At 69.8% G+C, this 26,282-nt stretch carries 26 protein-coding genes and 1 pseudogene; 12 read left to right on the forward strand and 15 right to left on the reverse strand.

Annotated features, from left to right (window positions below):
* Positions 1 to 10: 10 nt before the first annotated feature.
* The gene (gene lat / locus IH68_RS0120985; protein WP_030937453.1) at positions 11 to 1,351 is read right to left on the reverse strand and encodes an L-lysine 6-transaminase; all 1,341 of its coding nucleotides are present in this window, start codon (positions 1,349 to 1,351) and stop codon (positions 11 to 13) included.
* A 210-nt stretch (positions 1,352 to 1,561) separates the two neighbouring features.
* Between lat and IH68_RS0120990 the strand changes: the two genes are divergently transcribed.
* From IH68_RS0120990 to IH68_RS0121000, 3 genes are read left to right on the forward strand one after another with little or no spacing between them, the layout of a single operon-like run.
* Entirely contained in the window at positions 1,562 to 2,929 is a 1,368-nt protein-coding gene (locus IH68_RS0120990; RefSeq protein ID WP_030937455.1) for a hypothetical protein, read from the forward strand.
* A 5-nt stretch (positions 2,930 to 2,934) separates the two neighbouring features.
* A complete protein-coding gene (locus IH68_RS0120995; RefSeq protein WP_030937457.1) occupies positions 2,935 to 3,624 on the forward strand; it encodes a helix-turn-helix transcriptional regulator in 690 nt (229 codons plus the stop codon).
* Entirely contained in the window at positions 3,621 to 4,604 is a 984-nt protein-coding gene (locus tag IH68_RS0121000; RefSeq protein WP_030937459.1) for a threo-3-hydroxy-L-aspartate ammonia-lyase, read from the forward strand. The genes IH68_RS0120995 and IH68_RS0121000 overlap by 4 nt, the downstream gene beginning before the upstream one ends.
* Here the strand turns inward: IH68_RS0121000 and IH68_RS0121005 are convergent.
* The gene (locus IH68_RS0121005; RefSeq protein ID WP_030937461.1) at positions 4,599 to 4,994 is read right to left on the reverse strand and encodes a nuclear transport factor 2 family protein; all 396 of its coding nucleotides are present in this window, start codon (positions 4,992 to 4,994) and stop codon (positions 4,599 to 4,601) included. The genes IH68_RS0121000 and IH68_RS0121005 overlap by 6 nt on opposite strands.
* Before the next feature lie 169 nt (positions 4,995 to 5,163).
* Here IH68_RS0121005 and IH68_RS0121010 point away from each other — a divergent pair, with 169 nt between their 5' ends.
* Complete coding sequence (locus tag IH68_RS0121010) at positions 5,164 to 5,526, forward strand: cupin domain-containing protein (protein WP_030937462.1); 363 nt, start codon at positions 5,164 to 5,166, stop codon at positions 5,524 to 5,526.
* Positions 5,527 to 5,529: 3 nt separating this feature from the next.
* Here IH68_RS0121010 and IH68_RS0121015 read toward each other — a convergent pair whose 3' ends face one another.
* Both IH68_RS0121015 and IH68_RS0121020 read right to left on the reverse strand, forming a co-directional pair.
* Positions 5,530 to 6,885: a VWA domain-containing protein gene (locus IH68_RS0121015; protein ID WP_030937466.1), complete on the reverse strand. Its 1,356-nt coding sequence runs from the start codon at positions 6,883 to 6,885 to the stop codon at positions 5,530 to 5,532.
* Positions 6,882 to 7,742 (reverse strand): AAA family ATPase, encoded by an 861-nt coding sequence (locus IH68_RS0121020; RefSeq protein WP_030937474.1) that lies wholly within the window; start codon positions 7,740 to 7,742, stop codon positions 6,882 to 6,884. Before IH68_RS0121020 ends, IH68_RS0121015 begins: the two co-directional genes overlap by 4 nt.
* 215 nt (positions 7,743 to 7,957) lie before the next feature.
* On the opposite strand from IH68_RS0121020, the pseudogene IH68_RS58145 reads away from it, so the two are divergent.
* Positions 7,958 to 8,174, forward strand: a pseudogene (locus tag IH68_RS58145) (ABC transporter substrate-binding protein); the annotation flags it as partial.
* 20 nt (positions 8,175 to 8,194) lie between these two features.
* On the opposite strand, the gene IH68_RS55390 reads toward IH68_RS58145, so the two are convergent.
* From IH68_RS55390 to IH68_RS56425, 3 genes are read right to left on the reverse strand one after another with little or no spacing between them, the layout of a single operon-like run.
* The gene (locus IH68_RS55390) at positions 8,195 to 8,371 is read right to left on the reverse strand and encodes a helix-turn-helix domain-containing protein (protein WP_107057505.1); all 177 of its coding nucleotides are present in this window, start codon (positions 8,369 to 8,371) and stop codon (positions 8,195 to 8,197) included.
* Complete coding sequence (locus IH68_RS59165) at positions 8,368 to 8,499, reverse strand: hypothetical protein (RefSeq protein WP_267883738.1); 132 nt, start codon at positions 8,497 to 8,499, stop codon at positions 8,368 to 8,370. Before IH68_RS59165 ends, IH68_RS55390 begins: the two co-directional genes overlap by 4 nt.
* Positions 8,496 to 8,825: a hypothetical protein gene (locus tag IH68_RS56425; protein ID WP_159403706.1), complete on the reverse strand. Its 330-nt coding sequence runs from the start codon at positions 8,823 to 8,825 to the stop codon at positions 8,496 to 8,498. Before IH68_RS56425 ends, IH68_RS59165 begins: the two co-directional genes overlap by 4 nt.
* Before the next feature lie 54 nt (positions 8,826 to 8,879).
* Here IH68_RS56425 and IH68_RS0121035 point away from each other — a divergent pair, with 54 nt between their 5' ends.
* Positions 8,880 to 9,476 (forward strand): hypothetical protein, encoded by a 597-nt coding sequence (locus IH68_RS0121035; protein ID WP_030937476.1) that lies wholly within the window; start codon positions 8,880 to 8,882, stop codon positions 9,474 to 9,476.
* 226 nt (positions 9,477 to 9,702) lie between these two features.
* Here IH68_RS0121035 and IH68_RS0121040 read toward each other — a convergent pair whose 3' ends face one another.
* Both IH68_RS0121040 and IH68_RS0121045 read right to left on the reverse strand, forming a co-directional pair.
* Positions 9,703 to 11,196, reverse strand: a complete 1,494-nt coding sequence (locus tag IH68_RS0121040; RefSeq protein ID WP_030937478.1) for an MFS transporter — start codon at positions 11,194 to 11,196, stop codon at positions 9,703 to 9,705.
* Complete coding sequence (locus IH68_RS0121045; protein ID WP_030937480.1) at positions 11,193 to 11,492, reverse strand: hypothetical protein; 300 nt, start codon at positions 11,490 to 11,492, stop codon at positions 11,193 to 11,195. The genes IH68_RS0121040 and IH68_RS0121045 overlap by 4 nt, the downstream gene beginning before the upstream one ends.
* A gap of 185 nt (positions 11,493 to 11,677) precedes the next feature.
* Between IH68_RS0121045 and IH68_RS0121050 the strand changes: the two genes are divergently transcribed.
* A complete protein-coding gene (locus IH68_RS0121050; RefSeq protein WP_199931904.1) occupies positions 11,678 to 12,730 on the forward strand; it encodes a sigma-70 family RNA polymerase sigma factor in 1,053 nt (350 codons plus the stop codon).
* Between the two features lie 349 nt (positions 12,731 to 13,079).
* On the opposite strand, the gene IH68_RS0121055 is transcribed toward IH68_RS0121050, so the two are convergent.
* The 6 genes from IH68_RS0121055 to rhaI all read right to left on the reverse strand — a co-directional run bounded on the left by IH68_RS0121055 (position 13,080) and on the right by rhaI (position 20,935).
* Positions 13,080 to 13,781, reverse strand: a complete 702-nt coding sequence (locus IH68_RS0121055; RefSeq protein WP_030937484.1) for a LutC/YkgG family protein — start codon at positions 13,779 to 13,781, stop codon at positions 13,080 to 13,082.
* Positions 13,778 to 15,256: a LutB/LldF family L-lactate oxidation iron-sulfur protein gene (locus IH68_RS0121060; RefSeq protein ID WP_030937486.1), complete on the reverse strand. Its 1,479-nt coding sequence runs from the start codon at positions 15,254 to 15,256 to the stop codon at positions 13,778 to 13,780. Before IH68_RS0121060 ends, IH68_RS0121055 begins: the two co-directional genes overlap by 4 nt.
* The gene (locus tag IH68_RS0121065; RefSeq protein WP_030937488.1) at positions 15,253 to 16,008 is read right to left on the reverse strand and encodes a (Fe-S)-binding protein; all 756 of its coding nucleotides are present in this window, start codon (positions 16,006 to 16,008) and stop codon (positions 15,253 to 15,255) included. Before IH68_RS0121065 ends, IH68_RS0121060 begins: the two co-directional genes overlap by 4 nt.
* Before the next feature lie 71 nt (positions 16,009 to 16,079).
* The gene (locus IH68_RS0121070; RefSeq protein ID WP_030937490.1) at positions 16,080 to 17,528 is read right to left on the reverse strand and encodes a rhamnulokinase; all 1,449 of its coding nucleotides are present in this window, start codon (positions 17,526 to 17,528) and stop codon (positions 16,080 to 16,082) included.
* Positions 17,525 to 19,564 (reverse strand): bifunctional rhamnulose-1-phosphate aldolase/short-chain dehydrogenase, encoded by a 2,040-nt coding sequence (locus tag IH68_RS0121075; RefSeq protein WP_030937492.1) that lies wholly within the window; start codon positions 19,562 to 19,564, stop codon positions 17,525 to 17,527. The genes IH68_RS0121070 and IH68_RS0121075 overlap by 4 nt, the downstream gene beginning before the upstream one ends.
* Positions 19,565 to 19,774: 210 nt before the next feature.
* Complete coding sequence (gene rhaI, locus IH68_RS0121080) at positions 19,775 to 20,935, reverse strand: L-rhamnose isomerase (RefSeq protein WP_030937494.1); 1,161 nt, start codon at positions 20,933 to 20,935, stop codon at positions 19,775 to 19,777.
* A gap of 271 nt (positions 20,936 to 21,206) precedes the next feature.
* On the opposite strand from rhaI, the gene IH68_RS0121085 reads away from it, so the two are divergent.
* From IH68_RS0121085 to IH68_RS0121105, 5 genes are all read left to right on the forward strand, one after another.
* Complete coding sequence (locus tag IH68_RS0121085; protein WP_030937496.1) at positions 21,207 to 22,724, forward strand: sugar ABC transporter ATP-binding protein; 1,518 nt, start codon at positions 21,207 to 21,209, stop codon at positions 22,722 to 22,724.
* The gene (locus IH68_RS0121090) at positions 22,721 to 23,761 is read left to right on the forward strand and encodes an ABC transporter permease (protein WP_030937498.1); all 1,041 of its coding nucleotides are present in this window, start codon (positions 22,721 to 22,723) and stop codon (positions 23,759 to 23,761) included. The genes IH68_RS0121085 and IH68_RS0121090 overlap by 4 nt, the downstream gene beginning before the upstream one ends.
* The gene (locus tag IH68_RS0121095; RefSeq protein ID WP_030937500.1) at positions 23,754 to 24,731 is read left to right on the forward strand and encodes an ABC transporter permease; all 978 of its coding nucleotides are present in this window, start codon (positions 23,754 to 23,756) and stop codon (positions 24,729 to 24,731) included. Before IH68_RS0121090 ends, IH68_RS0121095 begins: the two co-directional genes overlap by 8 nt.
* 100 nt (positions 24,732 to 24,831) lie before the next feature.
* Positions 24,832 to 25,911: a rhamnose ABC transporter substrate-binding protein gene (gene rhaS / locus IH68_RS0121100; protein WP_030937501.1), complete on the forward strand. Its 1,080-nt coding sequence runs from the start codon at positions 24,832 to 24,834 to the stop codon at positions 25,909 to 25,911.
* A gap of 31 nt (positions 25,912 to 25,942) precedes the next feature.
* Positions 25,943 to 26,263 carry an L-rhamnose mutarotase gene (locus IH68_RS0121105; RefSeq protein WP_030937503.1) on the forward strand — a complete coding sequence of 107 codons (321 nt, stop codon included), beginning with the start codon at positions 25,943 to 25,945 and terminating at the stop codon, positions 26,261 to 26,263.
* Positions 26,264 to 26,282: the final 19 nt, after the last annotated feature.

A 26,282-nucleotide genomic window follows, 5' to 3' on the forward strand; every position in this document is an offset into this window, starting at 1 on the left:
GCCGGGAGGGTCAGTGCAGGCCGGCAAGGACCCGGTCGAGAGCCCGCAGGGCGACTGCGAGCTCGTCCTGGGTGATGGACAGGGCGGGACGGAAGCGCACCGAACGCTCCCCGCACGGCAATGCGATCACCTGCTCCTCGGTGCGCAACCGGCGTACCGCCTCGTCACGGACGCCGCTGTCCGGCAGGTCGACGGCGCTCATCAGTCCGCGCCCCCGCGCGTTGGACGCCACCGCCGCGTGCCGGGCTTCCAGATCACGCAGTTCGGCCAGGAACCACGATCCCACGGCGGCGGCATGGGCCACCAGGTCGTCCCGCTCGATGATCTCCATGATGCGCCGGGCCCGCACCATGTCGACCAGCCCGCCGCCCCAGGTCGAGTTGATCCGCCCGGAGACCCGAAGGACGTTGTCGGGCACCTGGTCCACCCGGCGGCCGGCCATGATGCCGCCGAGCTGGACCTTCTTGGCGAAGGCCACGATGTCCGGCTCGAGGCCGAGTTGCTGGTAGGCCCAGGTGGTGCCGGTGATCCCCACACCGGTCTGCACCTCGTCGAGCACGAACAGCGCGTCGTACTCGTGGCAGAGCGCCTGCATCGCCTGCAGGAACTCCGGGCGCATGTGGTTGTCGCCGCCCTCGCCCTGGATCGGCTCGGCGATGAAGCAGGCGACGTCGTGCGGGTTGGCCTCGAAGGCCCGCCGCGCCTGTCCGAGGGCCCCTCGCTCGGCCTCCGCCACCTCGGCAAGGTGGCGCTCGAGGGGGAACCGCATCGCGGGGACGTCGATGCGGGGCCAGTCGAACTGCGGGAAGCGGGCCGTCTTGTTGGGCTCGGTGTTGGTCAGCGAAAGGGTGTAGCCGCTGCGGCCGTGGAAGGCGTGGCGCAGGTGGAGCACCTTGGTGCCGAGTTCGGGGGAGCGGCCCGCGGCCTCGTTGCGGCGGCTCTTCCAGTCGAACGCCGTCTTCAGGGCGTTCTCGACGGCGAGCGCCCCGCCCTCCACGAAGAACAGTCGCGGCAGCTCCGGATCGCCCAGCACCCGGGCGAACGTCTCGACGAACTCGGCGTAGTGCGTGGTGTACATGTCGGGGTTGGCGGGCTTGTTGGCCGCCACCTGCGCAAGCAGGGTCATGAACTCCGGATCGTCGACGATGCCCGGTGCGTTGAGCCCCAGCGGAGCGGACGCGAAGAACGAGTAGAGGTCGAGGAACTTCTCGCTGGTACGTGCGTCGACAATCCATGAACCCCGACTGGCGAGCGGGTCGAGCACCAGCTTGAAACCGTCGGTCAGCACATGACGGCCGAGTCTTTCGTGCACCTCGCCCGGGTGGATCGTCGACGCAGCAGCAACCGTCATGGGGCACCTACTCTCGATAGCCGCGAACAGGAGATGTTTCGTCAGTCACGAGGAGTAACGAAATTATCTTAGGTGTGCCGCCGAGATCGCCGCAAGATTTCGTGCACGGGGAGATATGGATGCCACCGGCAGCGGCATGTCCGGCGGCTCGGCCCCTGTTACCGATCATGACTTAGGCCGATTGTCAGTGGTGCGTCCTACTCTCGCCATATGACCTACAGCGTCTGGCACAGGGGCCTCGGCATCACGCTCGACCTCACCGAGGCGGACCTCGGGCACCCCGAATACCCGCGGCTGCTCGACGAGATCTACGGCAATTACCAGCCGGATCTTCTGTACTGCCTGGAAGCCCATGAGGACGAGGGCTTCATCTGCCCCGGCTTCATGGCCATCCGCAAGGTCAACGGCCGGCCGCACGCCATGCACGTGGCCAAAGGGGAACGCCCCGAGACGAAGGCCGAAAGCGATCTCCACAAGGCGCTCAGGGAATACACCGTCAAGGTCGCCTCGGGGGAGGGATTCCGGGTCACGGGAACGGAGGGGGCCGAGAGCGGAAAGCACCGCACGGACGTGACCGTCGAAGGCGGCAGGCGCCGGCTCGCGTACGAAATACAGCTTGCGGCCATAGCCGGCGGTTCCGTCGACGAACGCACCCGCAGCGCATTCCGGGACGGGCTCACCCCGCTGTGGCTCGTCAACAACGAGAACGCGATCCCCATCGACCGTGCGCCCTGGGCCCGGCTGAACGTACAGAGCTGGCGGGACGTGACCGACCGCGCGGCCCTGCCGGTGCGCGGCGGCATCAAGCAACTGCACATGTCCCGCTGCGACTGGAGCAATCCGGTCCCCTGCCCCCAGCAGGGCGCCGGCCGGTGCGGCGGTCGGCATGCGCTCTGGGAGCCCGTGCGCGGCCTTTACTACGACGACGTCATCCGGCGCACGGCCACGGGTGAACTCGTCTCGCTCTACCTGCCCCACCCGGCGGGCCGGCGCGGCTGGCACATGTGGGTCACCCCGACGGACAAGGACGAGTTCCTCGAAGGCCGCCCCGAACCCCTGCCCGGCCAGTCGGCGGTGCTCCGTGCGGGCGGGGAGGGTCTCGTGCCCGCGCCTCGGACCGGCGCGTGGGAGGCGGGTGACCACCTGGAGGCGGGTCTTCGCAGCGAGCTCACCCGGGCGCGTGACGACGAACGGCCCATCGACGCCTCGCTGTGGCACACCGAGCCGGGATCGTCCGAATTCTCGCGGCCCTTCACCGTGGGCGAATTCGTCATACCCGGCGATCTCGTCGCAGCCCGGCGGACCTTCACCCGGGCGCTGGAGCACTGTGCGGACATCGCAGCGCGCCTGCCCAGCGGCGCGGACATCGCGGCCGGGCGGGCCGAGATCACCGCGGAGCAGCGGGAGCGCCTCGCCGACGCGCGGGAGCGCTGCCGACGCCTCGCCGAGGAAATGCACACGCACCCCTGGTGGGAGACGGTCGGCGACCGTCATGCCGCACGGGAGGCGCTCACCCATGCCGCGACCCACGACACGACGTCCTGGACTTTCCGTCCAGAGGCTGGACCAGTAGTCTAAGCGGCATGGCTGATGAGCACGTCCACGACGCCGAGCGGGATGCGATCCTCGCGGCCCTGTGCCCCGTCGTCGACGGGATCGCCGCGACGTTCGGCCCCGTGTGCGAGGTGGTCCTGCACGACTACCGGAAGCCGGAGAAGTCGGTTGTCGCCGTCGCCGGCGAGGTGACCGGACGGGCCGTGGGCGGCGCGATGAGTGAGATCGGCATGAAGGTGCTCGCGCGCGGCGACGAGGCGGCCGACGACCTGAACTACATCACCCGCACCGGGACCGGAAAGCTGGTCAAATCGTCCACCATGGTGCTGCGCGACTCCACCGGAGCGGTGTTCGGCGCCCTGTGCGTCAACGTGGACATCAGCGCGGTGAACGAGGCCCACGCCCTGCTCGGCGCACTCGCCGGCCTCGGCTCCGGGCCTGCCGAGCCGCCGGTCACCGCCTTCGGCAACGACATCGACTCCGTGGTGGACGCGATCCTCGACGCCCACCGGCTCGGGCGGAACCAGAGCTGGGCCGCACTCGACCGGACCGAGCGCCTGGACCTGTTCCGCAGGCTCGACGAACACGGCGTGTTCGCCGTGCGCCGCGCGATCGAGCAGGTCGCCGCCCGGGTCGGCATCTCCCGCGCCTCCGCCTACAGCTACCTCGCCCAGGCCCGAGCCGCCACCGACCCGACCCCCGCTGGAGGACACGCGTGACGACCACCACCCCGCCGGTCACCCTCGACACCGTCCGCGACGCCGCCGACCGGCTCAAGGGCGTCGCCCACCGCACCCCCGTACTGCGCTCACGCACGCTCGACGCACTCGTCGGCGCCGAGGTCTTCCTCAAGTGCGAGAACCTCCAGCGCGTCGGCGCCTTCAAGTTCCGCGGCGCCTACAACGCGGCCTCCCGACTCACCCCCGAGCAGCTGACCCGCGGCATCGCCGCCTACTCCTCCGGCAATCACGCCCAGGCCGTCGCCCTCGCCGCCCGCGAACTGGGCACCACCGCCGTCATCGTCATGCCCGAGGACGCCCCACGCTCGAAGGTGGACGCCACCATCGGCTACGGCGCCGAGATCGTGACGTACGACCGCTACACCGAGGACCGCGTCGCCGTCGGCGAGGCCCTGGCCGCCGAGCGGGGCCTCGCCCTCATCCCGCCCTACGAGCACCCGCACGTCATGGCCGGGCAGGGTACCGCCGCGCTTGAACTCCTTGAGGAAACAGGGGAGTTGGACGCACTGATCGTGCCCGTCGGCGGCGGCGGACTGATCGCCGGGTCCGCCACCGCGGCCAAGGGCCTGCACCCCGCGATCCGGGTGCTCGGCGTCGAACCGGAGGCCGGGGACGACACCAAGCGGTCCCTGGAGGCGGGCCGGCGCGTCAGCATCCCCGTGCCGCGCACCATCGCCGACGGGCAGGCTCTCGACACGCCCGGCGAGCTGACGTTCTCCGTCAACCGGCGGCTCGTCGACGGCATCGTCCTCGTCTCCGACGACGAGATCCGCGACGCCATGCGGTTCGCCTTCGAGCGCCTGAAGATCGTCGTCGAGCCGAGTGGAGCCACTCCGATCGCCGCCCTGCTCGCCGGGCGTGCGGGTTCTCTGCCGCGCCGGATCGGTGTCATCGTCTCCGGCGGAAACGTGGACGCGGACCGCTTCGCCCGGCTGTGCGGCCGGGCGACGGCGTCATGACCAGAACTCGTTGCCCTTGTCGATGTCCGCTACGCACTCGTCGAGGTCGGTGATCTTGTCTCCGACGATCCGGAAGACGATGGCTCCGTCCTCGTCGATCCGCTTGTCCCCGCGCTGGGCGGTGAAGTGGTGCATGGAAACCGCGTGGCCGCGCCCGTCCACGAGGACGTTGCGCAGCTCGACCTTGAACGTGCCGCCCGTGTCCTCGTAGAGCCGGCGGTAGTAGTCGAGGACCGCGTCGATTCCCTTGCAGTCGCCGGACAGCTGGTGGCTTCCGGGTACATGGTGCGTGGCGTCGCCCGTCATCATCGAGCGCAGGGTGTCCATGTCGCCGCGCGAGAAAGCCTCGTAGCCCGTGCGGACGAGTTGTGCGTGGGGGTGTTCAGCCACGGTGATCGCCACCTTTCTGGTGGTTCGGCGAAAGCGGCCTCGCACCATTCTCCGCTTGTTCGACCGAGTTGTCCGCTCATCGACGTTTTCTCCGCATCCCGGATGGCGGTCCCGGCTGGACCGGCGGACGATGGTGTGGTGGGCGGGGCTCGCAAGGAAGGGAGCCGTCATGCTTGAGATCAAGGCCGTCGAGAAGCCCGACGAGCGGCGCGATTTCCCGCGCGGACACCTCGAAGCCGTACACATGACCGGACTCGACTTCGCGGTGGGGACCTTCGAACCGGGCTGGAAGTGGTCGGAGTCGGTGGCACCGATCGCCGGGACGGACACCTGCCAGGTCCATCACAACGGCTACTGCGTCCAGGGACGCATGCGGGTACGCATGGACGACGGCGCGGAGCAGGAGGTCGGACCGGGCGACGTGTTCGTGATATCGCCGGGGCACGACGCCTGGGTGGTCAGCGACGAGCCGTGCGTGGTGTACGACTTCGCGGGCCAGATGGCGAAGGACTACGCGAAGTCGAAGGGCTAGCAGTCACACCGGCAGCAGGCGCGCGATGAGCGCGCCGAGCTGCCGGGCGTTGCGGCACTCGTGCATCTCCACCAACTCCGCGTACTCGGGTGCGGCGGAGTCGCCCGTGCCCCACTGGGCGTGCGGCTCGGCGTTCAACCAGTAGACCCGGCGGGCCCGTTCGGCCACCTGCCGCACCGCCGCCAGGTTCGGGTCGCTCATGTTCGTACGGGCGTCGCCCAGCACGAACACCGTCGTGCGCGGGCCCACCGCGTCGCCGTACCGCTCCGCGAACTCACCCAGTGCGACGCCGTAGTCGCTGCTGCCGTGCCAGCCCGTGAGCGTCGCCTCCGCCCGGATACGGGCGCCCAGCCCCTCCGGGTCGGCCGCACCGTGTTCGAGGAGCCGGGTCACCTCGTCGAGCCGGTTGACGAAGGCGAACACCCGCACCTTGCTGAACTGGTCGTGCAGCGCCTGCACCAGCAGCATCGTGAAGTCCGAGAACCCGGACACCGACCCCGACACATCGCACAGCAGCACCAGTTCGGGCCGAACGGGGCGGCGCCTGCGCAGCACCGGCTTCATCGGCACCCCGCCCGTGGACAGGGAACCGCGCAGGGTGCGCCGCAGATCGATGCTGCCGCGGGCGGCGCGGCGCCGGCGGGCCGCGAGCCGGGTGGCGAGCTTACGGGCCAGCGGCTGAACCGTCCTGCGCAGCTCGGCGAGCTGGAGCTTCCCGGCGTACAGGAAGTCGACCCGGTCGGGCGTCGTGGCCACGGCACGCCGGGCGAGCTCGTCCCGGTCGCGCCGCTCGGCGATCCGGCGCCGCGCCTCCACCGCCACCTGCCTGCGGAACGTCTCGATGCGCCGCCGGATCTCCTCGTCGAGCAGCCGGTCGGCGAACCCGGAACTGCCGTTTCGCGCCTGGACGTTCTCGCGGACGCGGGCGAGGAGGGTCTGCGGGCGAAGCCGGTCGAGCGTCTGGTACGACGACCAGCCTTGCGATCCCGGGGATGCACCGTATCCGCCGAAGCCGTCGACCGCCTCCGCCGCCAGCTGCCCCATCAGGACGACGTCGCCCGCGGCGAGGGCGGAAGCGAGCCGTTCCCGCAGATCCTCCCGGTCCGCGGGCTCCGTCTCCGGCGCGCCGACGCCCCGCGGGAAGTACAGGTCGAAGACCGGGTCGAACACCTGCCGCTGCACCGTGCCGTGCAGCAACGTCGCGGCCAGTCCCTCCCGCAGCAGCTCACGGTCAGCCAGGCCCAGCGCCGCCACCGCCTGCGCCGCGTCCACGGTCTCGCCGGTGCCGATCCGTATGCCGTGCGCGCGCAGCGCCCCGACCAGAGAGGTGAGGCGCTCCGCCACTCCGGGGGCGGTCACACGGCGTCCAGGTCGAGCTTGGCGGCCGCCTTGAGGACGTCCTCCTGATGCTTGAGCAGGACGCCCAGGCTGTCGCGCACGACGCCCTCGTCGAGGGTGTCGGCCCCCAGCGCGAGCAGCGTGCGCGCCCAGTCGATCGTCTCGGCGACCGAGGGCGCCTTGCGCAGATCCATCGCGCGCAGCGCACCGACCACCCGCACCACCGAGCCGGCCAGCGCCTCGTCCAGACCGGGCACCTTCAGCCGTACGATCCGACGCTCCAGCTCCTCCTCGGGGAAGTCGATGTGGAGGAACAGGCAGCGACGGCGCAGCGCCTCGGACAGCTCACGGCTCGCGTTCGAGGTCAGAACGACGAAGGGGCGGCGGGTCGCAGTGATCGTACCCAGCTCGGGGACCGTGACCTGGAAGTCGCTCAGCACCTCCAGGAGCAGGCCCTCCACCTCGACGTCCGCCTTGTCGGTCTCGTCGATCAGCAGCACCTTCGGGTCATCGCCGCGGATGGCCGTGAGCAGGGGACGGGTGAGCAGGTACTCCTCGCTGAAGATGTCCGTGCGGGTCTCGTCCCAGGTCTCGTCGCGGCCCGCGCTGATGCGCAGCAGCTGCTTGGCGTGGTTCCACTCGTACAGCGCCCGGGACTCGTCGACGCCCTCGTAGCACTGCAGCCGGACCAGCCGCGCGCCCGCCACCTCGGCCACGGCCTTGGCGAGCTCCGTCTTGCCGACCCCGGCGGGGCCCTCCACCAGCAGCGGCTTGCCCAGGCGGTCGGCGAGGAAGACGGTCGTGGCGACCGCGGGAGAGGCGAGATACCCGGTGGCGGCGAGACGTACGGAGACGTCGTCGACGGATGAGAACAGCAACGGGGCCTCCAGCTCGGCAGGGATCGGACAGCTCGACACGGATCGCAACCACTATCTAAGCGCTTGTTCACCCACTCTGTCACGCGTCCGAAGGCGGCCGCCGAAGCAGCCGCCCCCTGGTGCGCAGATCGTTCTCATACGGCCAGAACCACCGCCCCGACCGCAGGAGCGCGCAGCACCCGCCGGGCCGTGACCAGGCTCGTCCCCAACTTCCCCTCCTCCTGGCCGACCACAGACACCTCCAGAACGCCGACTTCATCGTCCCGGTCGTCAACGCTCCCGCGAGGGCGGCGAGGACGCCGCCAAGGCACTCGGCAGGCTCAACACAGTCCGCACAACAGGTGACTTGGCGTCCATGAACCAACAGGTCGACAGCTGGGGCGGTCGGCGAAGGACGTGGCGCGGACCTGTCCGAAGGACAAGGGGCTGCTGATAGCAAGGGGCGCCGGTGGTCAGGCCGCAGAGCGGCGTCGGCCCTCCAGCAGGGGCGGCCCCCAGCGGGTGGGTGTGTGCAGGACGGCGCTGCCCAGCCGGTGGGTGCTGACCAGGCCCGCGTCCCGCAGGACCGTCGTGTGGTAGCCGGCGGTGGCCGGGGACATGCCCGTACCGCGGGCCAGCTCCGTCGTCATACGGCCCCGGCGACATGGCCGAGGATCTCCGCCCGGGTCCGCCCCAGCAGCGCGACCAGCGACTGCGACGGTGTCCTGCTGCCCTCGGCCGCCGGGTCGGCCACGTCCAGCGCCGCCTGGTGTGTCATGGGATAGACGACGACCGGGGGCAGACGGGCGTCCTTGAGCACCGTCGGTTACCGCCGGCAGAAGAATGACGGGAGCACAGCACCCCCCGCCCCCGCAGGTGCACGTCCCGCTCCACGCGCAGCCCGCCGATCGTCAGCACCGGCGACTGCCAGCGCAGTTCCGGGTGCAGTGCGCCCAGCAGACCGCCGGGGTCACCGTAGGCCGGCGGCCTGGCGTGGGCGGCGGGTTCGGTGTCGAACCGGGTGCGTACGTGGTGCCGGTACGGGGCCAGACCCTTCTGGAAGTAGGCCCGCAGATTGCCCGCCAGCCATGTCGGATACGCCATGTGAGGTCAGCGAGGAGGAAGTCCGTTGTCAGTGGCGCCTTGTACGTTGCGGGCATGGGGATCTATCTGGTCAGTGTCGATGCGCAGGAGTGGTTCGACGCCGACGAGGAGGAGGGCGGCCGAGGAGCCGTCGCCTCCGCGCTCGACGAAGAGTTGAGACGGCGCGGCCTGCCGCCGTACACCTCGGTGCCCGAGGAGTCGGAGTTCGTACGCGGCTCGGGGATGTCGTTCGAGGAGAAGCTGGTGCCTCCGATGGACGGCTTCAGCGCGCTGTGCCGCTCGCATCTGTCACGGGCGGAAGAGGAGGTGCTCTGCGGCTGGACACTGCTGGTGCCGCTGTCCCTCGACGAGGAGATCTGGCTGCCCGTCAACTCCGCCTACACGGACGAGACGATGGTCGCCGGCGCTCCCCAGGTGCTCCGCCTCGCCGAGCGACTGGCGAAGGCCGTCGAACTGCCGGTGGACGAGATACCGGCGACCAGCGACAACCTGGATCTGACCATGTGGTTCCTGGACGGACCGGCGAAGGACCTGGCCGCCGCCCGGCCCGGACCGTGGAGTGAGGACCTGGACGCCGCGTTCTATGTGGCGGTGTATCTGCGGGCCGCCCAGCACTCGCTGCGCCGCGGCTGCCCGATCGCGTACTGCTGACAGGTACGTCCCTGACAGGTACGTCCTGACGGGACGCCACGGTCCGTGACGTCGGTGACCGTGCCGGTGCGGTGGGGAGGGGCCCCGGGGGCGGGCACACATCGGTACACCTGGCGCACCGGACAACAACGGGGGACTCCACCGGTGGTGGAGCCGGAGCGCACCCGACAGTGAAGAGAATCCCGGGAGGGCGTTGAACGCCCTCCCGGGATCTCGTTGTGTCGGGTCATACGGGGTCGTAGGAGGGTTCCAGGTCTTGTTCGGCTTCTGGCGTGGCGGCGGGATCGCCGCGGGTGTTGGAGGCGCGCAGCGCGATGGCTCCGGCTGCCACGAGGCAGAGGGCGCTGACGAGCAGGGCCCGCTGGAATCCGGCGGTGAGTGCCTCCGGGGGCGGGGTGTGGGCGGCGAGCAGGTGGCTGGTGCGGCTGGTCGCGATCCCGCTGAACACCGCCAGGCCGAGCGCTGACCCGAGCTGGAAAGAGGTGGTGATCAGGGCTGCGGCCAATCCGGCCCGATCCTCCGGCACGCCCGCGTTCGCGGCCGTCTGCACGCCGGCGTACAGCAGCCCGAGCCCGGCTCCCATGACCACCAGCGGGGTGAGCAGGTTGCCGAGATAGGTGCCATCCACCGGAATGCGGGACAGCCACAGGATGCCACCGGCGGCGAGCAGCGCACCGGAGACGATGATCGGACGGGTACCGGTCCGGACGAACATCTTCGTCGCCACCGTCGACCCGAACCCGATGCCGACGCTCACCGGCACATACGAGAGCCCGGACTGCAGCTGGGAGTAGCCCAGGACGTTCTGCATGTACAGAGTGACGAAGAAGAACATCGAGTAGAACCCGGCCCAGGCGATCACCTGCGTGGCATCGGCCGCGGCCAGGCCCTTGATCCGGAAGATCGACAGCGGGACCAGCGGATGGGCGCGCCGCTGCTCATTGACCACGAACGCGGCCATCAGCACCGCCGATGCGGCCAGCCCGCCGACGGTGCGGCCCGCGCCCCAGCCCTCGTCCGGCGCCTTCACCAACGTGAAGATCAGCAGCAGCATGCCGGCGGTGACCAGCACCGCGCCGACCACGTCGAAACCGCCCGGCACGGACCGGCCGTGGTCGGCCTTCAGGATCCTGAACGTCCCGAACAGCACCAGCGCGCACAGCGGGAGGTTCACGAAGAACACCCACCGCCAGCCGAATTCCTGGGTGAGCAGCCCACCGAAGAGCAGGCCGACCGCCGAGGCCATCCCGCTGATCCCGGCCCACGCGCCCAGCGCCTTGTGCCGGTCCGAATCCTGGAAGGTGGTGGTCAGGATGGACAGCGCCGCCGGGGACATCATCGCGGCCCCGAAGCCCTGGGCGAGGCGGGAGCCGACCAGCAACCCCTGGTTCTCGGCCAACCCGCAGGCCAGCGAGGAGGCCGCGAACAGCGCGGTCCCGGCGATCAGCAGCCGCCTCCGCCCCAGCAGGTCCCCGGCCCGACCGCCCAGCAGCAGGAACCCGCCATAAGTGATCAGATAGCCGCTGACCACCCACTGCAGGTTCTGCACCGAGAAGCCCAGATGCGTACGGATGGTCGGCAGCGCGACGTTCACGATCGCGCCGTCCATGACGTCCAGGAACGTCACCGCGCACAGCAGCGCCAGCGTGACCTTGCCGCGCCCGGTGGCCAGGAACGACCCCCGCGGCGGTGCCGTCGATGCGGTCATGGCGTCGCTCACGACCCCGCGACTTCCATCACGGGGCCGACCTCGACCCCGCCGCCCACCCGCAGCACCGGGCAGTCCTTGGCCAGCGCCAGCGCGCAGCCCAGGTCCTCGGCGGACACCACCGAGTAGGCGACCATCCGGGAATCGCTCCCGCCGACCTCGCCGAGCGAGGCGTAACCGGTCACTGCGTTGCCCACGTCCACCAGGGCCGAGCCCAGCCCGCCGAACCAGGCCTGCCACTCGGCCGTCGTGCCGGCGTGGGGCTTGTAGTCGGAGGGCACACGGAAGGAGAAAACGTACTTGGCCATGTCTGTGGTCCTGTTCTGGGTCCGGGGCGCGCCCCGGACCGGGACCGCCTCCAACCGGGTAGACGCCGCCGCCCGCCGGAAATTGGTCGGCGCAGCGCCGCCCAATTCGCCGGACCGACGGCGTCTTCATCTCTGAGCGAGCCGAACGCACCCGACGGAGAGAAAAAGAGCGAGGATGCATGCCGATGGAGATGGACACGACGGACCTGATCGCTCGGGCCCGGGCCGGCGACCACCAGGCGTTCCGCGACCTGGTACAGGGCCACTCCCACGAGTTGCAGGTGCACTGCTACCGCATCCTGGGATCCCTGCAGGATGCCGAGGACGCGCTCCAGGAGACCCTCGTGTCCGCCTGGCGTAATCTCGGCGAGTTCGGCGAGCGGTCCTCGCTCCGGACCTGGCTCTACAAGATCGCGACCAATCGGTGCCTGAGCATGTTGCGCGCCGACAGCCGCCGCCCCCGCAGCGCCGCCCCGCTGCCCGAGACCGACCTGCCCGAACCCACCGGCGCCGGCGACGCCCCGGCCTGGCTGGAGCCCTACCCCGACGTCCTGCTCGACCACCTCGTCGACCGGCGCCCCGGACCGGAGGCCCGCTACGAGACCACCGAGGCCATCTCCCTGGCCTTCATCACCGCCCTGCAACTGCTGCCACCACGCCAACGCGCCGCCCTCGTCCTCCGCGACGTCCTGGGCTACCACGCCGCCGAAGTCGCCCAGATGCTCGGCACCACCCAGGAAGCCGTGAGCAGCGCCCTGAAACGCGCCCGCGCCACCGTCGACAACCACCTCGCCGACCCCAGCGGCAGCGGCAACGGCGGCACCGGCAGCCGCAGGCCTGCACCCCAACCCGACACCGCCGCCGAACAGCGGCTCGTCGCCCGGTTCACCGACGCCCTGGAACGCGCCGACCTGGACGCCCTGATCGAACTGCTCGTCACCGACGTCAGACTCTCCATGCCTCCGGCCATGCTGGAATACCGCGGCATCGAAACCGCGCAGCGCGTCCTGGCCGCCGTCACCTTCCGCCCCGGCCGCTCCTACCGCGCGGTGCCCACCCGCGCCAACGGCCAGCCGGCCTTCGGCTTGTACCTGGCAGACCCCCACGCCGGTGTCTACCGCGCCTACTGCCTCCTGGTCATCACCACCGCCGCCGACCACATCACAGCCATTACCAGCTTCAGCACCGACGTCATGACGCGCTTCGGACTGCCCCGAACCCTCCCCGAAACGGATTGACAGACTTCTGGCGCCACCCTGTTGTCCCACACCTGAAGGCGGAGCCCGGATGCCTGCCGCACGCTGATTCACCGAAGTTCCGGCGCGGGACGCCGTGGCGTCGCTGTCCCACCGGCGCGCCACGAACACGTTCAGCGCCAGACCTTCAGCAGCCGCAGGGCGGCGCAGGCCGCCGTCGGTCGCGTCCGCCTCCACCGACCGACGCAGCATGGCAGTCGTCCTGTCGCGGTCGGAGCTCCGCTCGTCAGCGGAGTCCCAAGACGAGCGGCGGGCTCCGTGTTGAACGCGAGCGCGCAGGGACGGCGACGGACCGCCGACTGACCCACCGCACCCGCCGACATTGCGGAGGCTACGGGTTGACGTCGGCGCTCGCCCGACCGCTGACCAGCACCACCTCCAGAGTGCGCGGACCGTGCACCCCCTCGACCCGGTCCAGCTCGATGTCGCTGGTCGCCGACGGACCGGAGATCCACGTCAACGGGCGGGCCGGGTCCAGGCGTTCGAGGGCCTGGGGCACGGACGAGACGACCTGCTCCGGGACCCGTACGACACAGATGTGGTGGTCGGGGACGAGGGTGATGCGGCGGCGGCCCTGGTCCGGGCTGCCGTCCAGGACGATGGTGCCGGTTTCGGCGATGGCGACCGCGCACCCGGTGACCACGCTCTCGACCTTGTCCAGCTCGTGCGGGGTGCTCACGGCGCGGTCGTGAACGCGGGTGGGATCGGCGGCCGACATCCACTCCGGCGGGAGTCCCGGGGGCACGAGCACATACTGGGGTCCGCGCTCGGCGAGCAGCCGCATGATGAGGTACGGCAACTCCTCCGGATCCGTACGGTGCACAATCGCCCGGTAGTCCGCCAGGTTCTCGGCCAGCAGATCCACCGTCTGTTCGACGCTCCGCGCCCCGTGCTCCCGCAGATAGTCGCGCGAGACAGCCTGCTCGTACTGGGGGTCCCTCCCAGGCCCTTCAGGCACTGGGGGAGTGTCGTCCTGTGTTACGTCCGCCAGTGCCCGCCGCACCCGGCCCAGGATCCGTTCCCTGCTGCTCACTTCGCGCCTCCCTTGCCACCCTGTGTGCGCTGCCACCAGTCGCGGAACGGTTCCGCCGGAACCGCCGGCAGATCCCGGGTGCCGCTCCACGCCTTGCCCGGCCCGGGCAGCGTCCGCGGATGCACCCGACGCGTGCGGGAAGCGAGCCGCTGGCCGGTGCGCAGGGCGCCCGGGTGCGTGAACGCCCAGCGTGCCGCGCGCATGGTCGCCCGCTCGGCCGCATGCCCCTTCGCGGGCTGCAGCACCACCTTGTTGCCCTCGCGGGTCACCTGCCCGCCCTCCACGACCCGCTCCCGCAGATGGACCAGGACCTCCGGGATGTCGATGGCGACCGGGCACACCTCGTAGCAGGCACCGCACAATGACGACGCGTACGGCAGGGAGGCGTCGATCTCGCTTGCGGTGCCCCGGAGTTGGGGGCTGAGGATGGCGCCGATCGGCCCCGGGTAGACCGAGCCGTAGGCGTGGCCGCCCGCCCGCTCGTACACCGGGCAGACATTCAGACACGCCGAGCAACGGATGCAGCGCAGGGCCTGGCGGCCGACCTCGTCGGCGAGGGTGTCGGTGCGGCCGTTGTCGAGCAGCACCAGATGGAAGGTGCGCGGTCCGTCGCCGTCCGTGGTACCGGTCCACATCGAGGTGTACGGGTTCATGCGCTCGGCGGTGGAGGAGCGGGGCAGGGTCTGCAGGAACACCTCCAGGTCCTGCCAGGTCGGCACGATCTTCTCGATGCCGACGACCGAGATCAGCGTCTCGGGCAGAGTCAGGCACATCCGCCCGTTGCCCTCGGACTCGACGACCACCAGCGTGCCGGTCTCGGCGACCATGAAGTTGGCGCCGGAGATGCCGACCTTGGCGCGCAGGAACTTCTCCCGCAGGTGCAGCCGGGCGGCCTCGGCGAGTTCGGCGGGCGTGTCGGTGAGGCCCTCGGGGGCCGGGCGGCCCCACTCGCTCATCTCCCGCTTGAAGATGTCCCGGATCTCGCCGCGGTTGCGGTGGATCGCGGGGACCAGGATGTGTGAGGGCCGGTCCTTGCCCAACTGCACGATCAGTTCGGCGAGATCGGTCTCGTAGGCGCGGATGCCCTCGGCCTCGAGGGCTTCGTTGAGGCCGATCTCCTGGGTGGCCATCGACTTGACCTTGACGACCTCCGACTCGCCGGTCGCCTTCACCAGGGCGGCCACGATCCGGTTGGCCTCGTCGGCGTCGGCGGCCCAGTGCACGATGCCGCCCGCGGCGGTGACCGACTCCTCCAGCTGCTCCAGATACCGGTCGAGATGACGCAGCGTATGGTCCTTGATCTGCTTGCCCGCCTCCCGCAGCGCCGCCCAGTCGGACACCTCCGCCACGGCCTTCGCCCGCTTGGCGCGGATGGTGTGCGTGGCGTGCCGCAGATTGCCGCGCAGCGTCGGATTGTTCACCGCCTCGTGCGCGGCCTTCGGAAAGGCCGGCATCCCCACGAACGTTCCGCTCATACGGCCGGCTCCTCCTCCGTGCTCGCCAGGATCTCCGCAATGTGCACCGGCCGCATACCGCTACTGAGCCGTGTCATCGTCCCGCCGATGTGCATCAGACAGGAGTTGTCGGCCGCACACAGCACCTCCGCGCCGGTCGACTCGGCGTTGCGCACCTTGTCCGCGCCCATCGCCGCCGACACGTCGGGGTTCTTCAGGGCGAAGGTGCCGCCGAACCCGCAGCACTCCTCGGCACCCGGCAGCTCGACCAGTTCCAGGCCCTTCACGGCCTGGAGCAGCCGACGGGGACGGTCACCGAGCCCCAGACCCCGCAGCCCGTGGCAGGTCGGGTGGTATGTCACATGGTGCGGGTAGTACGCGCCGACGTCCGTCACACCGAGCACGTCCACCAGGAACTCGGTGAGCTCGTACGTCTTCGGGACCACCGGAGCCAGCGTCGCCGCGAGCGTGTCCCCGCGCCCCTCGGCCCGCGCCCGCTCACCCATCCGCGGATACAGCTCCCGCACCATCGCCCCGCACGAACCGGACGGAGTCACGATCGCCTCGTACCTTCCGAAGACATCGGAGAAATGCCGCGCCAGCGGCTCCGCCTCATGCCGGTACCCGGTGTTGTAGTGCGCCTGCCCGCAGCAGGTCTGGGCCATCGGGAAGTCGACCTCGACGCCCAGCCTGGTCAGCAGTTTCACCACGGCGCGCCCGGTGTCCGGATAGAGCGTGTCGTTGACACAGGTCAGGAACAGGGCGACACGCATCGCGGCTCCTTGTGATCGATCATCGGATGAGTGAAGCGTAGTCGGGGGAGGAGGCCAGGGGGAGACCCTGCTCACCCTCCGGTGATCCGGGTCTGCGCCTCGCGCCACCGGGCGGTGTCGCCCCGCGGCTCGTAGCGGGTCAGCGGCTGGGTGCGCGTGAGCAGGCGCCGTCCTCCCGCGAGGTCGCCGACCAGCCCGTGCGTCCGGGCCTGGACCAGCACGTTCCCCAGTGCTGCCGCTTCCGTCGGACCTGCCACCACGGGCAGCCCGCACGCGTCGGCGGTCAGTTGGCACAGCAGCGCGTTGCGGGTGCCACCGCCGACGACATGGACGACGTCCACCGGGTGCCCGGCCAGCCGCTGGGCGTCCTCGACCGCCCGGCGGTGGGCCAGGGCGAGCGAGTCGAGAATGCAGCGCGTGATCTCCGCAGGCGATTCGGGCACCGGCTGCCCCGAGGCACGGCACGCCTCGGCGATCCGCTCCGGCATCCGCCCCGGCGCCAGGAACGCCGCATCCCCCGCATCCACCACCGACCGCAGCGCCGGCACCTTGGCCGCCTCCCGCAGCAGCCCGCCCAACTCCGGCTCACCCCAGGCCCGTACGCACTCCTGGAGCAGCCACAACCCCATGATGTTGCGCAGATAGCGGACCGTGCCGTCCAGCCCCAGCTCGTTGGTGAAGTTGGCGGCCCGGCTCTCCTCGCTCAGCACGGGCGCGTCCAGCTCGAGACCGGCCAGCGACCAGGTCCCGGTGCAGATGTACGCGAACCGCTCGCCGTCAGCCGGTACGGCGGCCACCGCGGACGCCGTGTCGTGCGAACCGACCGCCGTCACCGGCACCGGGCCCCGCAGCCCGGTCTCCTCCAGCACCTCGGGCTGCAGCACCCCGGCCGGATCCCCGGGCTGCCGCAGCGGCGCGAACAGACCCAGGTCGACGCCCAGCCGGGAGGCGACCCCGTGCGACCACCCCCGCGTCCGGGGATCGATCAGCTGGGTCGTCGAGGCATTGGTGAGCTCGGTGCCCTGCTCGCCCGTGAGCCAGTAGGACATCAGATCCGGGATGAGCAACAACCGTTCGGCATGGGCCAGTTGGGCCGTCTCCCGCGCCGCGATCAGCTGGTACAGGGTGTTGAACGGCGCGTACTGCAAGCCGGTCGCCGCATACAGCTGCTCGGCGGGCACGCTCGCCCACACCTTCTCCGCGACGCCCTCGGTACGCGAGTCGCGGTAGTGCACGGGATTGCCGAGCAGCGCCCCGTCCTGGTCCAGCAGCCCGTAGTCCACGGCCCAGCTGTCGATGCCGACGGAATCCACCTGCCCGGCCGCCCGCAGCCCGTCCAGGACACCCCCGTACAGGGAGAGGATGTCCCACCGCAGCCCCTCGGGCACCCGGACCGGCCGGTTGGGGAAGCGGTGTGCCTCGGTCAGCTCCAGGCTGTCAGAGCCGACGCGGCCGACCATGACACGCCCGCTGGACGCGCCGAGGTCGACCGCGGCGTACGACTTCACGAGCGCGTTCACCGCAGGAAGGCGGCCGCGACGCCGGCGTCGACCGGCACGTGCAGCCCGGTGGTGTGGGTCAACTCCCCGCCGGTCAGTGCGAACACGGCGTTCGCGACATGCTCCGGCAGCACCTCACGCTTGAGGATGGTGCGCTGGGCGTAGAACTCGCCCAGCTTCTCCTCCGGCACCCCGTACACGGCTGCCCGCTGGGCACCCCAGCCGCCCGCGAAGATCCCGGAACCGCGCACCACACCGTCCGGGTTGACCCCGTTGACTCGGATGCCGTGCTCGCCCAACTCGGCGGCGAGCAGCCGTACTTGATGAGCCTGATCGGCCTTGGTGGCCGAGTAGGCGATGTTGTTGGGCCCGGCGAAAACGGCGTTCTTGGAGGCGATGTAGACGATGTCGCCGCCGAGCTCCTGCGCGATCATCACCCGAGCCGCCTCCCGCGACACGAGGAAGGAGCCACGGGCCATGATGTCGTGCTGCAGGTCCCAGTCCCTGGCCGAAGTCTCCAACAACGGCTTGGAGATGGAGATTCCGGCGTTGTTGACCACCAGATCGACCCCGCCGAAGGCGAGCACGGCCGCCTTGAAGGCCGCGGCGATCTGCTCCTCGTCCGTCACATCCACGGCGACGGCGACGGCCTTGTCCGGGCCGCCCAACTCCTCGGCCACGGCGGCCGCGTTCTCCGCATTGAGATCGGCGACGACGACACACGCGCCCTCACCGACCAACCGCTCCGCGATGGCCTTCCCGATGCCGCTGCCCGCGCCCGTGACGAGCGCGACCCGCGTGGCGAGCGGCTTGGGCTTCGGCATCCGCTGGAGCTTGGCCTCCTCCAGCGCCCAGTACTCGATGCGGAACTTCTCCGACTCCTCGATCGGCGCATATGTCGACACGGCCTCGGCCCCGCGCATCACGTTGATGGCGTTGACGTAGAACTCGCCGGCCACCCGCGCGGTCTGCTTGTCCTTGCCGAAGCTGAACATGCCCACACCCGGAACCAGCACGATCGCCGGGTCGGCGCCGCGCATCGCGGGGGAGTCGGGCAGCGCGTGCCGCTGGTAGTAGGCGGCGTACTCCTCGCGGTACTCGGCATGCAGCTCCTTGAGCCGCGCGATCGCCTCCTCCAGGGGAGCGGCCGGCGGCAGGTCGAGCACGAGCGGCCGTACCTTCGTACGCAGGAAGTGGTCGGGGCAGGAGGTCCCGAGCGCGGCCAGCCGCGGATGCTCGGCCCGCGCCAAAAACTCCAGCACGACCTCGGAGTCATTGAAGTGCCCGACCTGCGGCTTGTCCTGCGAGGCCACGGCCCGGACGTACGGTGCGAGCGCGGCGGCCCGCTCCCGCCGCTCGGCCTCGGGCAGCGCCTCGTATCGGTCGAGCACCGACCCGAACGGCTCCGGCCTGCCCCGCTCGGCGAGGAACGCCTCGGCGGTGCGGATGATGTGCAGCGAGTTCCGCTCGCACTCCTCGGAGGTGTCACCCCAGGCGGTGATCCCGTGCCCGCCCAGAACACACCCGATGGCCTGCGGATTGGCCTCCTTGACCGCCGCGATGTCCAGCCCCAGCTGGAACCCGGGCCGCCGCCACGGCACCCACACCACCGTGTCGCCGAAACACTCGGCGGTCAGCTTCTCCCCGTCGGCGGCACAGGCGAGCGCGATCCCGGAGTCGGGGTGCAGATGATCGACGTGCGCGGCGTCGACCAGACCGTGCATCGCGGTGTCGATGGAGGGAGCGGCACCCCCCTTCCCGTGCAGGCAGTAGTCGAACGCGGCGACCATCTCGTCCTCGTGCTCCACACCCGGATAGACCCCCTGCAGGGCCCGCAACCGATCCAGCCGCAATGCGGCGAGCCCGGCCTCGGTGAGCGTGCCGAGGTCACCACCGGACCCCTTGACCCACATCAACTCGACGTCACCGCCGGTCACGGGGTCGGTGTCGGTGCCCTTCGCGGAGGTGTTGCCCCCGGCGTAGTTGGTATTGCGGGGATCAGCACCGAGCCGATGGGAGCGAGCCAGAAGAGCAGCAGCTTCGGGATGGGATGCCATGTCCATTCAGTCCTTCTGGAGATACGTGCGGATCAGCGCCCCGATAGGGGCGCGGGGCTGTATTGATGTGCGGCTTCGCCGCGCGGGCGCGACGAGCCCCGCAAAGGGGTGCGGGGCTGTGCAAATTGGCGGCTCCGCCGCGTGGGCGCGACCAGCCACATCCGGCCCGCAGCCGGCAAACAACAAAACCCGGCAGAGGAGTGGCAGCGTTCAGGCTCCCCATCCGGCTTGCTGCCCGCCGACCCGTTCCTCGACGATCTTTTCGGCCCATCCGGAGTGGCGGTAGGCGGCGATGGGATTGGGGTCGAGCCCCATCTCCTGGCGGACCTCGGCGAGCAGCGGGCGTACATCCGTGTTGTACGCATCCATCAGCACCGCATTGGCTTCGAGCACGTCGCCCGTCCGCTGGGCTGCCCCCAACGCCTCCCTGTCCACCAGCAGTGCCTTGGCGGTGGCTTCCTGGACGTTCATGACGGAGCGGATGATGGCGGGGATCTTGGCCTCGATGTTGTGGCACTGGTCCAGCATGAACGCGACCTTGTCGGTGTATCCGCCGCCGCGCACGACTTCGTACATGATCCGGAAGAGCTGGAAGGGGTCGGCGGCGCCGACCATGAGGTCGTCGTCGGCGTAGAAGCGTGAGTTGAAGTCGAACCCGCCGAGTTTGTTCTCGCGCAGGAGGGTGGCGACGATGAATTCGATGTTGGTGCCGGGAGCATGGTGGCCGGTGTCGACGACGACCTGTGCTTTCTCGCCGAGCTTGAGGCAGTGTGCGTAGGCGGTGCCCCAGTCGGGCACGTCGGTGGCGTAGAAGGCGGGTTCGAAGAACTTGTACTCCAGCAGCATGCGCTGCCCGTGCCCGAGCCGGGCGTAGACCTCGGCCAGGGCTTCGGCGAGTCGGTCCTGCCGGGCGCGGAGGTCGTCCTGTCCGGGGTAGTTCGTGCCGTCGGCGAACCACAGCTTCAGGTCGCTGGAGCCGGTGGCGTCCATGATGTCGACGCATTCCAGCAGGTGATCGAGAGCCTTACGCCTCACCGCCGCATCCGGGTGGCAGATGCTGCCCAGCTTGTAGTCGTCGTCCTGGAACGTGTTGGAGTTGATCGCCCCCAGCTTCACGCCGTGGTCCTCGGCGTACTTCGCCAGGGCACCGTAGTCGTCCACCTTGTCCCACGGGATGTGCAGCGCCACGGTCGGCGCCACTCCGGTGACGGCGTGCACCTGGGCCGCATCGGTCAGCTTCTCCTGCGGCGTGCGGGGGACACCTTGCTGTGCGAACACCTTGAAACGGGTCCCCGAGTTCCCGTACGCCCACGACGGCGTCTCGACTGCCTGGGTCTTCAGCGCGGCCTTCACCGCGGCGAGCTCGGTCACTTGAGGGCTCCTGTGACGTCTGGCCGGAACGGCAGTTGGATGAATCGATTCAGGACGGGAAGCTTAAAGCTCCCCGCAGGGGTGTCAAGCATTCCGGCAGAGGCTGTTGCCCGTGGCCTGACCGTGACCTTTGGCTCTCGAAGGGCTCTCGAAATTTTTTCGAGGCCCACCCATTGACGTGACATGGCCGACGCGCCTAACGTCCCGGCAACCAAGTTGAAACCTTTCACGACGTCGTGAGCCCCTTGTCGGCGTCGTCGAGGAGCCTCCAATGACCCACCCGTCCGACACGGGTCCGGCCCCGGTGCTGGCGCTCGAGGACATCTCGAAGTCCTTCGGCGCGGTGCGCGCCCTGCGGGACGTTTCCCTGGAGTTGTTCCCCGGTGAGGTGCACGCACTCGCTGGAGAGAACGGCGCGGGCAAGTCGACCCTGATCAAGACCCTTGCCGGTGTGCACCGGCCCGATGCCGGCCGGGTGCTGCTCGACGGTGAGCCCGTCGTCTTCCACGGGCCCGGCGACGCCCGCGACGCCGGCATCGCCGTCATCTACCAGGAGCCCACGCTCTTTCCCGACCTTTCGATCGCCGAGAACATCTTCATGGGCCGCCAGCCCCGGCGCGCCCTCGGCCGTATCGACCACAAGGCCACCCACGCGGCGACCCTGACGCTGATGCAGCGACTCGGCGTCGAACTCGACCCCGACCGCCCGGCCCGCGGCCTGTCCATCGCCGACCAGCAGATCGTCGAGATCGCCAAGGCCCTCTCCTTCGAGGCCCGCGTCCTGATCATGGACGAGCCGACCGCCGCCCTCACCGGCAGCGAGGTGGCCCGCCTCTTCGGCGTCGTGCGCACCCTGCGCGAACAGGGCGCCGCGGTCCTGTTCATCTCGCACCGGCTGGAGGAGATCTTCGAGATCTGCCGGCGGGTCACCACCCTGCGCGACGGGGCCTGGATCTCCAGTGAGCCGATCGAGGGCATGACCGAGGACGACCTCGTACGGCGCATGGTCGGGCGCGACCTCGACGAGCTGTACCCCAAGCAGGACGTCGCGCCCGGTGAAGTCGCCCTGAGTGTACGGCGGTTGACCCGGGAAGGCGTCTTCACCGACGTCTCCTTCGATGTGCGGCACGGCGAGATCGTCGGCCTCGCCGGGCTCGTCGGCGCCGGCCGTACGGAGGTCGCCCGAGCGGTCTTCGGCATCGACCGGTGGGACGCAGGCGAGGTCGAGGTCCAGGGGCGCAGGCTCACCAACGGCGCGCCCTCCACCGCCATGGCCGCCGGGCTGGCCCTCGTTCCCGAGGACCGGCGCGCCCAGGGCTTGGTGATGGACATGTCCATCGAGCGCAACATCGGCCTCACCGGACTTCGTACGACCGTGAAGGCGGGCCTCGTCGACCGCGGCGCCGAGCGCAGCCGGTCCCTCGACTGGGCCGTCAAGCTCCAGGTCAAGTACGCCAGGATCGCCGACACGGTCAACACCCTGTCCGGTGGCAATCAGCAGAAGGTGGTCCTCGCCAAGTGGCTCGCCACCGGCCCGAGGGTGCTGATCGTCGACGAGCCCACCCGCGGCATCGACGTCGGCACCAAGGCCGAGGTGCACCGGCTGCTCAGTGAGCTGGCCGCCGACGGCGTGGCCGTCCTGATGATCTCCTCCGACCTGCCCGAGATCCTCGGTATGGCCGACCGCGTGCTCGTCATGCACGAGGGCCGCCTCACCGCCGAGATCCCACGCGCCGAAGCCACCGAGGAAACCGTGATGGCCGCAGCCACCGGGAGGGCCGCCGCATGACGGTGACCACTCCCAACGAAACCCCCGTGGCCGAGGTGCCCAGGTCCAGCGGCACCCGGCTCGTCGACCGCGTCTTCAAGATGCGCGAACTGGCCATCCTGGTCGTCTTCCTGGTGATGATCGCCATCACCCAGATCGGCAACAGCGACTTCCTGTCCGAGCAGGGCATCAAGGACCTGCTGCTCAACGCGACCATCCTGGTGCTGGTCGCCACCGGCCAGTCCCTGGTGGTGATCACGAGGAACGTCGACCTCTCGGTCGGTTCCACGCTCGGCATCTGTGCCTTCGCAGCCGGTGACTATCTGCACGGCGGCGGCAACTCGCTGATCGCCATCCTGCTGGCGGTGCTGCTGGGCGTGGGCTTCGGCCTGCTCAACGGCCTGCTCGTCAGCCTCGGCCAGGTGCCCGCCCTCGTCGTCACCCTCGGCACGCTCTACATCATCCGCGGCGTCGACTCCATCTGGGTCGGCTCCCGCCAGATCACGGCGGCCGACCTCCCCGGCGGCTTCGTGAACTTCGGCTCCGGCGGCATCTCCGCGGTGCCGTGGCTGGCGCTGATCGCGCTGGCGGTGCTGGTGGCGACGGCGTACTACCTCAAGCACTTCGGCAGCGGACGCGAGCTGTACGCGCTCGGCTCCAACCCCGAGGCGGCGCGGCTCGCCGGCATCCCCGTCCGCAAGCGGATCCTGGCCGCGTACACCTTCTGCGGTGGCCTTGCCGGCCTCGCGGGCGCGATGTATCTGGCCCGGTTCGGCAACGTCGACTCCGGGACCGGCAACGGCTACGAACTCACCGTCGTCAGCGCGGTCGTGGTCGGCGGAGTCGTCTTCACCGGCGGCTCCGGGAGCGTGTACGGAGCCGCGCTCGGTGCCCTGCTGTTGACCTCCATCAACAGCGTGCTGCCCGCCCTCGGCGTCAGCTCCGTGTGGGTGCTCGCCATCAACGGCATCCTGCTCATCCTCGCCATCGCGGTCGACCGGGTCGTCGCGCTGCGCGTGGCCTCCGCCCTGAAGAAGAGGAACGCCCGCCATGCCTGAGTCACTGACGCGCGCGGTCCGCTGGGACACGGTCGTCGGCGCGCTCCTGGTCGTCCTGTTGCTGCTGTCGTTCAGTACGGTCGACGGGTTCGGCAACGCCCTGAACCTGTCGTTCCTGATCGGCAACACCCTGCCGATCGCCCTGATCGCCCTGCCGATGACCCTCCTCGTCGTCTCCGGTGAGATCGACCTGTCCGTCGCCTCCACGGCCGGCCTCTCGGGCGCGGTGATGGGCAAGCTGTGGAACGACGGCATGGCCATCGAGACGATCATCCCGCTGTGCCTGCTGCTGGGCGTGGTGTGCGGGCTCGTCAACGGGCTCCTCGTCACCCGGCTCGGGCTGCCCTCCCTCGCCGTCACCATCGGCACCCTCGCCGCCTACCGGGGCATCGCACAGATCGTGCTCGGCTCCGACGCGGTGACCGACTTCCCCACCCAGTACCTGGACTTCGCGGCCGGACGCATCGGGAACACCTTCATCCCGGAGGCCTTCCTGCCCTTCCTGGTCCTGCTCGCCATCGCGGTGGTCGTCCTGCACGCCACCCCGTTCGGACGCTCGCTGTTCGCGATCGGCGCGAACGAGGAGGCCGCGCGGTTCGCGGGCATCCGCGTCAGGCGGCACAAGCTGATCCTGTTCACGGTGACGGGGTTGATGGCCTCGCTCACCGGGATCTTCTGGGCCCTGCACTACGCAAGCGCCCGCTACGACAACGCCACCGGTCTCGAACTCTCCGTCGTCGCCGCGGTGTTGCTCGGCGGCATCGACTTCGACGGCGGCAAGGGCACGCTCGGCGGCGCGATCGCGGGAGTCTTCCTCCTCGGCGCACTGCAGAACGTGATGAGCCTGCTCAACGTCTCCGCACAGTCGCAGATTGTTGTGACCGGTGTGCTGCTTGTGATCTCCGTGCTCGGGCCGCGAGTTGTTCGGCAGATCTCGATTGCCAGGGCAGCTGCGCGCTCAGCTGGATAGGTAGTTCGTCGGCTGCGGGCCTGTTGTCGCTGGTCGCGCAGTTCCCCGCGCCTCTGAAGGCGCGCGTCTAGCTCACCCTCGTATCAAAGGACTCCATGCCATGCGTAAGTCATCGATCCGCCGCGCCTGCGCGGCCCTCGCCGCCGGAACCTCCCTCGCCCTTGCCCTCACCGCCTGTGGCGGCACCACCAAGAACAACTCCAAGAGCGACGACGCGGCGGCCACCTCGACCGCCAAGGCCGACCCGAATGCCGCGCTCAAGAAGGGCCTGACCGTCGGGTTCCTGCCCAAGCAGGTCAACAACCCGTACTTCACCTCCGCGGACAAGGGCGGCGAGAAGGCCCTCACCGAGCTGGGCGGCAAGTACAAGGAGGTCGGCCCCTCCAGCGCCACCGACACCGCCGGCCAGGTCTCCTACGTCAACACGCTCACCCAGCAGCAGGTCAACGCGATGGCCGTGTCCGCGCAGGACCCGGGCGCCCTGTGCACCGCGCTCAAGCAGGCCATGAAGAACAACATCAAGGTCGTCACCTACGACTCCGACACCAAGCCCGACTGCCGCAACGCGTTCGTCTCGCAGGCCTCCGCCGAGGACCTGGGCCGTACCGAAGTCCAGCTGCTGGCCCAGCAGATCGGCTACAAGGGCGACATCGCGATCCTGTCCGCCGCGCAGACCGCGACGAACCAGAACGTGTGGATCGACTTCATGAAGAAGGAGCTGGCGGACCCGAAGTACAAGAACATCAAGCTGGTCAAGGTCGCCTACGGCAACGACGACGCCCAGCAGTCCTTCCAGCAGACCCAGGGCCTGCTCCAGCAGTACCCGAACCTGAAGGGGATCATCTCCCCGACCACCGTCGGCATCAAGGCGGCCGCCCAGTACCTGTCCGGCTCCAAGTACAAGGGCAAGGTCAAGCTGACCGGTCTCGGCACCCCGAACGACATGCGCAAGTACGTCAAGAACGGCACCGTCGAGGGCTTCGAGCTGTGGGACCCGTCCAAGCTCGGCGACCTCGCGGCCCGTACCGCCGTCGCGCTGGCCTCCGGTCAGATCACCGGCAAGGAGGGCGAGACCTTCAAGGCCGGCTCCACCGAGTACACCATCGGCAAGGACGGCGTGATCACCCTCGGCAAGCCGACCGTGTTCAACGCCAAGGACATCGACCAGTTCAACTTCTGAGCCCTTCCACCCCTGCGGGAGCTGGTACTTCATGCAGCGCGTCTGTTTCCTCCTCAAGGTCCGCGAGGACCGGCTCGCCGAGTACCGCGAACGCCATGCCGCCGTGTGGCCGGAGATGATCGAGGCGCTCTCCGCCACCGGCTGGCACAACTACTCGCTCTTCCTGCGCGACGACGGCCTGCTCGTCGGCTACCTGGAGACCGAGGACTTCGACGCCGCGATCGCCGGCATGGAGGCCACCGAGGTCAACGCCCGCTGGCAGGCCGAGATGGCGCCGTTCTTCGAGTCGCTGGACGGCGCCCGGCCCGACGAGGCCATGAAACCGCTCACCGAGGTCTTCCACCTCGCCTGACGTCCCCTCGCCCCCTGCT

The sequence above is a fragment of the Streptomyces sp. NRRL S-646 genome, from assembly GCF_000720765.1.
Lineage (GTDB): Bacteria > Actinomycetota > Actinomycetes > Streptomycetales > Streptomycetaceae > Streptomyces.

Coding starts and splice junctions, on each gene's coding strand:
- lat (WP_030937453.1), bottom strand. CDS start 1,351: ATGACGGTTGCTGCTGCGTCGACGATCCACCCGGGCGAGGTGCACGAA.
- IH68_RS0120990 (WP_030937455.1), top strand. CDS start 1,562: ATGACCTACAGCGTCTGGCACAGGGGCCTCGGCATCACGCTCGACCTC.
- IH68_RS0120995 (WP_030937457.1), top strand. CDS start 2,935: ATGGCTGATGAGCACGTCCACGACGCCGAGCGGGATGCGATCCTCGCG.
- IH68_RS0121010 (WP_030937462.1), top strand. CDS start 5,164: ATGCTTGAGATCAAGGCCGTCGAGAAGCCCGACGAGCGGCGCGATTTC.
- IH68_RS55390 (WP_107057505.1), bottom strand. CDS start 8,371: ATGACGACGGAGCTGGCCCGCGGTACGGGCATGTCCCCGGCCACCGCC.
- IH68_RS59165 (WP_267883738.1), bottom strand. CDS start 8,499: ATGACACACCAGGCGGCGCTGGACGTGGCCGACCCGGCGGCCGAGGGC.
- IH68_RS56425 (WP_159403706.1), bottom strand. CDS start 8,825: ATGGCGTATCCGACATGGCTGGCGGGCAATCTGCGGGCCTACTTCCAG.
- IH68_RS0121035 (WP_030937476.1), top strand. CDS start 8,880: ATGGGGATCTATCTGGTCAGTGTCGATGCGCAGGAGTGGTTCGACGCC.
- IH68_RS0121045 (WP_030937480.1), bottom strand. CDS start 11,492: ATGGCCAAGTACGTTTTCTCCTTCCGTGTGCCCTCCGACTACAAGCCC.
- IH68_RS0121050 (WP_199931904.1), top strand. CDS start 11,678: ATGGAGATGGACACGACGGACCTGATCGCTCGGGCCCGGGCCGGCGAC.
- IH68_RS0121060 (WP_030937486.1), bottom strand. CDS start 15,256: ATGAGCGGAACGTTCGTGGGGATGCCGGCCTTTCCGAAGGCCGCGCAC.
- IH68_RS0121065 (WP_030937488.1), bottom strand. CDS start 16,008: ATGCGTGTCGCCCTGTTCCTGACCTGTGTCAACGACACGCTCTATCCG.
- IH68_RS0121075 (WP_030937492.1), bottom strand. CDS start 19,564: ATGGCATCCCATCCCGAAGCTGCTGCTCTTCTGGCTCGCTCCCATCGG.
- IH68_RS0121085 (WP_030937496.1), top strand. CDS start 21,207: ATGACCCACCCGTCCGACACGGGTCCGGCCCCGGTGCTGGCGCTCGAG.
- IH68_RS0121090 (WP_030937498.1), top strand. CDS start 22,721: ATGACGGTGACCACTCCCAACGAAACCCCCGTGGCCGAGGTGCCCAGG.
- IH68_RS0121095 (WP_030937500.1), top strand. CDS start 23,754: ATGCCTGAGTCACTGACGCGCGCGGTCCGCTGGGACACGGTCGTCGGC.
- rhaS (WP_030937501.1), top strand. CDS start 24,832: ATGCGTAAGTCATCGATCCGCCGCGCCTGCGCGGCCCTCGCCGCCGGA.
- IH68_RS0121105 (WP_030937503.1), top strand. CDS start 25,943: ATGCAGCGCGTCTGTTTCCTCCTCAAGGTCCGCGAGGACCGGCTCGCC.